At 64.1% G+C, this 10,503-nt stretch carries 2 protein-coding genes; both read right to left on the bottom strand.

Features of this window, described 5'->3' with window-relative positions; translation table 11 throughout:
• The coding region (locus tag A1355_RS11580; RefSeq protein WP_064028207.1) for an autotransporter-associated beta strand repeat-containing protein at nt 1-9,321 on the bottom strand (9,321 nt) is incomplete at its 3' end.
• 28 nt (nt 9,322-9,349) lie between these two features.
• The gene (locus A1355_RS11575) at nt 9,350-10,204 is read right to left on the bottom strand and encodes a sulfotransferase family protein (RefSeq protein WP_064028205.1); all 855 of its coding nucleotides are present in this window, start codon (nt 10,202-10,204) and stop codon (nt 9,350-9,352) included.
• Between the last annotated feature and the right edge of the window lie 299 nt (nt 10,205-10,503).

The raw sequence follows: 10,503 nt of genomic DNA, 5'->3' as shown, positions 1-10,503 counted from the left end.
CAGTGGGTTGACCAACGCGGTCAGCACCACGTCGTTGCCGGTGCCGCTGGCGTAACGCACCGTGTAGATATCGCCGTTCAACATCACGTCGCTGCCCTCGGGTATGCCGTTGAAAGTGCCGGCGCTGCCCGACACCGCGTCGGCGCCGTCGTTGTCGATGATCCGATACGTGGCACCGTTGCTGGCGCTGTAAGCGCCGACCCGGCTCACGCTCAACGATCCGCCGTTCAAGCTGACGACGCCGTTGACGACGACTTGATCGAAATCGGTGCCGGCCACGCCGCCGTCGCCGCCGACTTCGGCGGCCATGTCGCCGCTGAGCCGCAGATTGCCGTTGACGGTCAACACACCGATGCCGTTGTTGGTGCCGGCCACGCCGGGCGCCAGCGTCGCTCCGTCGAGTATCGTCAATTGATTGGTCGAACTGACCGCGAAAATACTGCCGCTGCCGGCCAAGGTCGCCCCGGATTGCACCGAAACGCCACTGGTCCCGCCCAGTGCGCCGGTCACCGCCAGCGTGCCGGCCGATACCGTCGTCGCGCCGCTGTAGGTATTGGCGCCGGATAGCGTCAACGCCGCGCTGCCTTGCTTGGTCAACGAGCCGCTGCCGGACAACACGCCGGACAAGGTCGCGGCGGCGCTGTTCGAAACGGTCGCCGCGCCGATCAGGGTTACATTGTTATCGACGTTCGTGGCGGCGCTAATCGACAGCGTGCCGGCGTTCAAGGTCAGATCGCCGCCGCCGAGATTGGCGTCGGAGGCTATCGCCAAGGTACCGCCGCCACGCACCGTGGTTTCTCCGCTATAGCTGTTATTGCCTGACAGGGTCAAAGTGCCGGTGCCGGTTTTAATCAAATTCCCACCAATGGCGCCGTCTTCGACCACCCCGGAAAAGCCGGTCGAGGCATTATTGCCGCCGACGGTCAGGCTGCCGCTGTTCAAGGTCACGGTGCCGGCGCCGGACAGGGAGCCGGCGGTTTCGTTGTCGTATAAAAACAGCGTGGCGCCGCCGGCGATGTCGAGCGCGCTATCGTCGCCGATGGCGTCGCCGCCCGAGACCGACAACATGCCGGCCGTTACCGTGGTCGCGCCGCTGTAGGTATTGGTTCCGGACAGTTCCAACTCGTTCGCGCCGGCCTTGGTCAAACCGCCGGCACCGGCGATCGCGCCGGAAAAACTGCTGCCGGTCGCTTGATTGACGGTCAATACCGCGCCGCTATCCAAGCTAATGCCGGCGACCGCCGAACTGCCGCCGGACAGCGTGCCTATCGTCTCGCTGGCGCTGATACTTAGTGCTCCGGCACCGGATAAGGTCACCGCGCAAGTGTCCTTGATCGCCGCGCCGCCCAGGGTTCGCACGGTACCGCCGGTCACGGCCAGGCCACCGTCCCAATGGCCGGTACCGGACAGTAGCAGCGTGCCAGTCCAGAACTGAGTCAGCGCATAGCTGTTGGCGCCGTCGGTGATGCCGCCGGACAGCGTCAAGGTGTTGCCGCCGGTATCGATCTTGGTGTTGCCGGTCAACGTGATTAGGCCGCTCAAGGTATTGTCGCCGCCGATGGCGCGAATAGCGCCGTTAGTGTCCGCGCCGACGCCGGCGGCGGAGATCGTGTTGCTGAAGGTCGCCGCGCTTTGCAAGTGCAACGAGGCGCCGTTGGCGATAACCACCCCACCGCTGCCCAGCGCGCCGCTCTTGCTGGTCAGCAGATAACCGGCGCCGATCGCGGTGCCGCCGCTGTAGGTGTTCGCCGAAGCGCCGGCCAGCTCCAGCGTGGAGCCGCCCAGTTTGGTCAGAGCCCCGCTGCCGCTCAGCACACCGGTGTGTTGCAGATAAGCGCCGGTATCGACCAGAATGCTGCTGTCCGCCGCCAACACGATATCGTTGTCGATCGCGTTAGGGTAGCCGCCGGTCGCCTGCAATATGCCGCCGCTCAAGGTCAGGTTGCCGGTTCCCAGATTGGCGTCGCCGGCCACCGCCAACGTGCCGCCGGCGATGCCGGCGGTATTCAAGCCGGTGCCGCTGGTGCCGCCGGTCGAGGTATTGTTGGTGCCGCCGAGCACCAGTTTGCCGGCGCCGCTTTTGGTCAAATTAGAAACCACGCTACCGTCGTCGGCTAGCGCGGAATTGATGGTCAGCGTATCGCCGGTGCCGACGCTGACCCCAATCGCGCCGGCCAAATTCAATGACTGGCTGGTGATCGTCAGCGAGCGGCTGTCGGTGTCGCTATCCATCGCCAAGGTCACGCCGTCGGCCACGGTATAGGCCCCGCCCAACGTGATGGTGCCGCTCAAGGTTTCGGCGAAGTTGATCGTGGTCGGCCCGGAAATAGTGCCGGCGTAATACAGCGCTTCCCGCAGATCCAGACCGCCGCCGTCGGCGACGTCGGCATTAAAGCTACTGACCGCATTGCCGTCGATCGCGGTGACCGTCACGGTCAAATCATTGGAGATCGTGATCGTGAACACCTGTTCGACCGAATCGGTGCCGTCGCTGGCGCCGATACGAACCGAATACGTCTGACCGGCGGTCAAAGCCGCGTTGTCGACGCTCAACGTGGTGCCGCTGATTGTAAAACTGGCGTTGTCGGTGTCGCCGCTGCCGCTGACCAAGCTATAAGTCAAGGTCTGGCCGGTATCGACGTCGGACGCCGACAGCGTGCCGACCGTGGCGTTGAGCCCGTCGAACACGCTGATCGCGTTGTTGGAAAGTTGCAAATCGGTCGGCGCGTCGTTAATCGAGGTCGCGGTGATCACGGTCGAGCTGTCGGCGGAGCCGCTGCTGGTGCCGTCGTTGCCGGTCAACGTAAACGTGGTCTGGACGGTGCCAGCCGGCACGGCTTGGTTGTCGGTCGGGGTAAACACCAGCGCTTGCAGCAGGGTTTGCAGCGCGCCGGGACTGTTCGCGGTCAAGGTGTAGCTGCCGGCCGAACCGGACAAACCGCCGCCGGCGCTGCTCAAGGTGCCGTTGGCGCCGGTGTAGCTGATGGTCAGCGTGAACGTGCCCGAACTGTCGTCGGCGTCGGTGTAGGTGACGTTGGCGAACGGCGTGGTGGTGGCGTTGTCGTTGACGCTGCCGGCGGTGGTGAAGGTACCGCCCAGGGCCGGCCCCTGATTGACCGGTCCGGTCAAGCGAAAGTCGTTACTGTTGCTGCCGGCCGTGTAACTGGCGGTCAACGCCACCGCGTTAAACGTCACGGTGCCGGCCGCCGCCAAACCGCTAAAATTGCCGGTGATCGCGTCCGAACCGTCGTTGGAAATCAATGTGAAGGTTTCGCCGCTCGCCGATTTGGTGGCCACATGGGCGCCGGACAAACTCAGCGTGGCGCCGCTGACATTGACCGCGCCGGTAACCGCCACGCTATCGTAGCTGGCCGAACCGGCAATGTCGGCCGCCAAGCTGCCGCCGGAGGCGATAGTTAAACCGCCGGTCACGGTCAGCGTGCCGACGCCGTCGTTGCTGCCGGCCACGCCCGGCGCCAAGGTCCCGCCCGCAGCGATCGTCAGGCCGCCGTTGACGCTACCGGTGCCGGCCAGCGTGGCGCCGCTGGCCACGTTAACCGCGCCGGCTCCGGCGCCGTTCAAGCTGCCGGTAACCACCAAGGTACCGGCGTCGATCGCGGTCGAGCCGGTATAGGTATTGGTACCGGACAAGGTCAAGCTACCGCTGCCGGCTTTAGCAAAGCCGCCGCTATTTCCGCCGTCCTGCAAAATACCGGAGAACGTGGTCGAAGCATTACCGGCCACCGTCAGCGTGCCGCTGTTCAGTGTCACGGTGCCGGCGCCGGCCAGCGAGCCTATCGTGTCGTCGATGGCGTGCAGATTCAGAATGGCGCCGGAAGCCACGGTGACGGCGGTGGTATCGGCCAGCACCGAGCCGCCGCCGGACAAGGTCAGCGTGCCCGCCGAAATCGTCGTGGCCCCCGTGTAAGTATTGGTGCCGGACAAGTCCAATTCGCCGCTACCCAGCTTGGTCAGGCCGCCGCTGCCGCTGATTACCCCGGAAAACGCCCCTGACGATGCCGAATCGCTAGTCAGTGTGAAGGATTGCAGATCGATATTGCCACTGGTGTAGCTATTGATTTGGCCGACGCTGACATCCGACGCCAACTGGTAGGAGCCGCCGTTCAGCGCCAGTTCTGGCGTGCCACTCAGCGTACCGGACAACACCACCGTACCGCCGGACGCTTGGAGACGCGACGTGGCGGTCAAGGCATTCGTCCCGGACAGGGCCAGGGTCAGCGTTCCGCTGCCGACTTTGTCGACGGTCGCGCCGCTACCGGTGATCGTGCCGGTAAAACTGGTGCTGGTGTTGTCACCGCCGATTTCCAAAGTGCTGGAGGTCAAGGACACCGCGCCGGCGCCGGCCAACGAACCGATCCGGTCGCTCGCGGACGACAGCGTCAAGCTAGCGCCGCTGGCCACCGTCACCGCCGAGCTGTCGGCGATTCGGTTGCTGCCGCTGGTGGTCAAGGTACCGGCCGAAATTGTGGTCGCACCGGTATAGGTATTGGTGCCGCCCAAGGTCAAGGTACCGGAACCGGTCTTGGTCAACCCGCCGCTACCGCTGATGACGCCGGTAAAACTGGTGTTGGAGCCGTCCCCGGCCGTCAACGTAAAAGCCCCGAGCGCAACATTGCCGGCGCCCGCCAATGAACCGATGGTTTTGGCGGCACCCAGCGTCAGCGTGGTCCCGCTAGCAAGCGTGACCGCGGTATTGTTGGCGATCGCGCTGGCGTGATTTAACGTCAAGCCGCCGGCCGACAGGCTGACCGCGCCGGTCAAGGTATTCGCGCCGGACAGGGTCATCGTGCCGGCGCCGGTCTTGGTAAGCAGACCGCTGCTGTTACTCAAGATACCCGAGAACGTCGTATCCACGCCGCTGTTGATGGTCCGTGCCGCGTTGCCGAAATCGACGTTGCCGGTAAAGGTCAACGCAAACGAGCCCGACATCGTCACATCGCCGCCGAGCGTGATCGCGTTGGCTATGCTGCGCGCCGTGGTGGTCGAACGCAGCTTGCCGCCGTTCCAGGCCAGCGCGCCGGTCCCCAGCGCGCTGTCCGACGCGATGTCGATGATCGTGTTGTTCAACGTAACGGTGCCGCTGTAACCGGTGTTGGTACCCGCCAGCTTCAGTACATTGCCCGCGCCCCCGCCGACCGAGATGCCGCCGGAACCGGTCAGATTACCGTTCAGTGTGATGCTGCCGGCCGTGGTGTTGAAGCTGCCGCCGTTGGCGGTGACCGATACCCCGACCGAGGAGGTAATACCCCCGGCGCTAGCCGCCAAGGTACCGCCGTCCATGACCAGCGAGCCGGCGCTACCCAGACTGGCGGTTTGCAACGTGCCGCCGGACAAGGTCAGCGCGCCGCTGAAGGTGTTGCTACCCGACAAAATCAGGGTGCCGCTGCCGGCTTTGGTCAATCCGCCGCTACCGGAGATTCCGCCGGAAAACGTGGTTGACGAATTGTCGCCGCCGGCGGTCAGGGTATTGGCGCCCAGAACGACGCTACCGGCCCCGGCCAACGAACCGATCGTCTCGGATGCGTTGAGACTCAAGGTGCCGGCCACGCTGACCGCGCTGGTGTCGGCCAAGGCGCTACCGCCGCTCAAAGCCAGCGTGCCGGCCGACACGGTGGTCGCGCCGGTATAGGTATTGGCGCCGCTCAGCGTGAAGGTGCCGCTACCGGTTTTGGTTAAGCCGCCGGTTCCGCTCAGCACGCCGTCGAAACCGGTCGAGGTGGCGTCGCCTCCGGTCGTCAACGTGAACGAACCGAGATCGAAGCTGCCGGTCACGCCGCTGCCGCTCAACGACCCGATGGTTTCATCCGCGCCCAGCGTGACGGCCAGACTTGCGCCGTTGCCCAAGGTCAGCGCGCTGGCGTTGGGGATCGCCGCGCCGCCGTTCAGAGTCACGGCGCCGTTACTGAACGAAGTCGCTCCGCCGTACGTATTGCTGCCGGACAGCGTCAAGGCACCGCCGCTGATTTTACTGAGACTGCCACTGGCACCGGATATATCGGCGGACACGTTCAAGGCGGCGCTAGCGCCGAGCAAATTCAAGGTGCCGGCCCCGGCCAGTACCAGACCGCCACCGCCGCTACCGGCTATCGTGACGGTCTTTGCCCCTTGCAAGGTCACCGTATCGTCGGCACCCAAGCTTGCGGTGGAGCCGGTCAAGGTCAGCGTGGTGCCGCTGGTCAAATTGCTTAGAATCACGCTATCCGCGCCGGCCTGGGCCGCCGAGCGCGCCAACGCTTCGCGCAAACCGAAGCCGTCGGCGGCGTCGTTACCGCTGTCGTCGCTGGTCTGGGTCACGTAAATACTGGAACTGGTCACACTGACATCGGCATTCGTCGTCGCGGTACCGTCGCTCAACGCGAAACGGATCGTGGCATCGCCGAACGGGGTGCTGTTGGCGTATTGAATGCCGCGCATCACCGCTTGCACCAACGCGGTGGTGGCATTGGCGTTGAAGTTGATCGTCAACACCCCGCCGGTATTGGTGTAAGTAGCGAAGGTGGTCGCGCCGCCGGTTTGCAGCGCGGAACCGGTATCGCTGAAACCGCTGGCATTAAAGCTGTAGACATCGTTGCTAGTGGCATCGGCGATACTGGCGTCGCCGATCTTGCCGCGCTGCACGGTCAACGAAGCGCCGTTCCAGTCTCCTACGTCGTTTTCGGCGTCGGAAACGGTCAAATTGCCGCCGGCATCGAGCGTCACGGTGCCGGACAAGGCCACGCTGTCGCCGTTCAAACCGCTAATCACCGCCGCCGAATTGATGCCGGAAACAGTGATGCCGTTGCCGCTGGTATCGGCAATACTACCGCCGGTGATTGGGCCGTTCCAATTATCGGCCCCCGCCAAATTGTAAGTCGTGCTGCCGCTGGAACTGGTGCCGTTTTTATCGAGCAGGGTGTTGACCTGGGCCTTGTCGGTGGCCGACAACGTCAACGTGAACGCAGTCGCCGAAGTGATCTCCACGTCGCTGGTGTCGGTCAAGGTGTAGCTGCCGCCTTGGCCGGTCAACGTGAACAACGAAGCGTCGATATCGTTGGTCGCGCCGCTTTGCTTGACCAGATGGGTACCGGTCACGACCAACAAGCCGGTCGTGGTGTCGTAGGTCGCCGAGGTCAAGGTCGGCGTTTGGGTACTGCTGACGGTAACGCCGTTGCCGGTGGTATCTGCGGATGCCGCGGCGGTGCTGTCCCAATTCGCCGCGCCGGCTAGATTGTAGGTGGTCGCGCCGGCGGACGCGGTCCCGTCCTTATTCAGCAGGCCTTCGACGTTGAGCTGATCGGTGGCATCCAAAGTAATGCTAAAACTGGTGGAACTACTGGCGGTCACCGTGTAACTGCCGGCCAAGGTATAGGTATTGCCGCCCTCGCCGGTCAGCGTCAGCTTGGTGGTATCGATGGTGTCGCCGGTGGTCATATTAGCGCCGGTGACGGACAGCACGTTGGTGCTGGCGTCGTAGGTAGCCGAAGTAATCGACGCCGTCGGCGAGGGCGGCGTCCAGGCGGCCGTGCTACCCGGCCCGTCTAGCCATTCGGTGCCGGCGTTACCGCCCGACCCGGAGGCGCCGGGGTTACCGCCCGAGGACGTTCCGCCGGCACCGCCGCCTCCGTAATTCGAGGTGTGGGTAATGGTAGCGTTTTCGTATTTGAAGGCACCATTGTTGTAGATTCCGCCGACGCCGGCTCCGCCGTCGCCGCCATCGACACCGTAACCACCCGCGCCGCCGCCGCCGGCGCCGAGATTGTTGGTGATCGAGGTCGACGCCATGTACACCGTTGCGCCGGAACCGATTGCTAAAGCGCCGGCGCCTATCCCACCCCGGCCAACCACCGCGCTGCCGCTGCCGCCTGAACCGTATCCGCCGCCGCCGCCGCCGATAAAATTCAGTCCGCCCGAGCCGGCGGTTCCCCCGGTTCCGCCCGCGTTGTGAATACCACTGGTTCCCCCCGCGCCGCCGGCGCCACTGGCGCCACTGCTACCGCCCCGGCCAGAGGCGCTGGCAACCCCGTTAACACCGCCATTTCCGCCAGTACCCGCGGAACCCGAGGTGCCAGGTGTAGTATTATTAAAAGCCCCTCCGGTTCCGCCGACAGTCGTCCCCCAACCTGCGCCGCCGCCGCCGCCGTAACCGTAAGACCCGTCGTCGCTACCGCCGTTGCCGCCGCCGCCGGCCGCGACGTTGCCGGTGATCGTCGAATGCAAAAATGTGGCCGCGGTGCCCGCGCCGGTCACCGAGATTCCGGCGCCCAACGCATCGCCGCCGTTGACGCTGTTATACGCACCGCCGTCGCCCGAAACCAAACCGTGGGTGATCGTCAAACCGTCCACGGTCACGTTGCCGCTGGTAATCGACAGCACCCGGCTGCGGTAATTGGCATCGACGGTAACATCGGCACTACCGTTGTCGTCCAGATCGCCGTCTATCGTCAAATTTTGGCTGATACTTAACTGGCCGCTGGACAAGGTAATCGTCATTCCGGCGTTGAATGTAATCGTGTCGCCGGACGACGCCGATGCAATCGCCGCGCGCAACGACCCGGCACCGCTATCGTTATTGTTGGTCACGGTGACCGTCGCCAGCGCGTAATCGTAGTCGGCCATGGCCGAAGCGGAAAACGCCGCGGGCGCCGAGACGTCGCCGGTGCGCATTTCCAAATCCCAATCGCCGCCGGCACCCGTGCGGTCGTCGGACACCGCCACGTCGGCCCCGGTCAGATCGGCCAGGGTCCGGGCAAACGTAGCGCCGTCGGCGCCCCGGCCCAGGTTGCAGGAATAGACTTGCAGATCGCCGTCGGCCGCCAGCGCTTGGCCTATCGTATCGAGTTGAGCGGCGTAGCCGCCGATTGAATCATTGTTCAGCCAAGCATTGCCCAACCAAACGTTGGCCTCGCCGCCCTCGGCGACAATCGAAATCGCCGTAACGTCGCGGCGATCCGCCAAATAGTCGGCCATCTGTTGCACGCCGTCGCGGCCGGCCTCCAACATTACGACTTCGGCGCGCGGATCGGCGCCGGCCAACAAGGTTTCGGCGTCCCTGACCCGGCTGTCGACGAAGATGACGTTGCTAGACTGAGCGGCCGGCGCTTCCGGGAATTGGCAGGCGGCCGCCGCATCCAGCAAATGTTGAGCGTCCAGCGCAGACGGCGGCTGATCGGCGGTCGGCGGCGCGTCCGCTTGAGCGGCGTCGGCGCTGACCGCCGCCGCGCCGTCGAACAGAATGCGCGGTTCCAAGGCCCAGGCACGTAGCGGTGCCGCCTTGGAACGATGGCGAGTCCCGGCGGGGCGAATACGCTCGAATAGTTTCATGGTCTTGCTCCCCAAAATCGACGGTCAATCAAACGGATGTCACCAGCGGCCGAGCGGCGGCCGGTTGCGCGGAAACAACGTGGGCGCGACTGCCGCGGCCGTCGCGCCAGAACGCCATATCGGCATATTGCTCGAACAAATCCGGCGGCAGAATGGTCGCCCGGTTCTCCAAGGTCACTCGAGGTCGAATGCTGTGCAGGCCGGACAGGCCCAAATTGTTGTCGAAGGCCGGCGCGTCGTACTGCAGATTCGCGAAATCGTGCGGATACGCGGGCTCGCCGAGAAAATCGTAAATCAACGGCATCACCTTCTCGGGCGCCCGAGCCAGCAAATCGTAGTCGACGACCAGCAGCGAAGCGGCCTGCTCGCCGTAAAACGCTTCCTTCAGCGCCGACCAGGCAAAACCGACCAGGCGATTGCGCTGCGCCAAGGTTTCCACCCGGCTATACACGGTATTGCGCTCGACGTCGTCGGCGAACAAGCGGCTGTTTTCATAGGGGCTGGCCCGGTACAGCCGCTCCAGACTGTCCATGACCCAGGCCACGTTGCGGACGCAGGCAATGATCTTGGCGTCCGGGAACAAATCCAGCAGTGCCGGCAAGCGGCCGCACCAAGCCCGGTTGGTATCGAACACCACATCCTTGCCGGTTTCCTCGGCGTAATAACTGTCGAACAAACCGCGCAGCAGGCGGCGGCGTTGCGCGGTGGTCACGACCGGCCCCCACTCGCTACCGGCGCTGACCTGATCGAGCAAACCCGAAAAAAATGCGCCGACCGGACTGGTCATACCGGCTTGAAAGCGCGGATTCTGTTTCAGAATAGCGGCCAGCAGCGTCGAACCGGAGCGCGGCAGGCCGGAAATAAAGTGGTAACGATGACTCATTGCGAACCCAGCACCAAGGCGCGGGCCGTCGCGTCGACAACCCGCGGCATATCGATATTTTTCATCAGCACAGTGTCGGTAACAAGTTCGCGAACGGGTAATGGGTTCGAAAAATAGTCGCAGACCGCGACCTTGTCAACCGCGCGGCGCATTCAAGCCGAACATCGGTATCGGATCTCACAGTAGCCTAGCTTTTCCGTTAGGAACGATTATGCTTAATGTCGCTTACGCTTTACAAAATTTCGGCGTTCGCCCGGAGAACAAGCTTGGCGGCTTTTTCCCGGCTATTTTTCGCAAAG

The sequence above is a fragment of the Methylomonas koyamae genome, assembly GCF_001644025.1.
Classification (GTDB): domain Bacteria; phylum Pseudomonadota; class Gammaproteobacteria; order Methylococcales; family Methylomonadaceae; genus Methylomonas; species Methylomonas koyamae_A.
Note: the sequence above shows the minus strand (reverse complement) of the source record. Positions and strands in the feature narration are given on the sequence as shown.

Bases quoted from the DNA above. Each gene is read 5' to 3' on its own strand.
- A1355_RS11575 (WP_064028205.1), bottom strand. From the start codon at position 10,204: ATGAGTCATCGTTACCACTTTATTTCCGGCCTGCCGCGCTCCGGTTCG.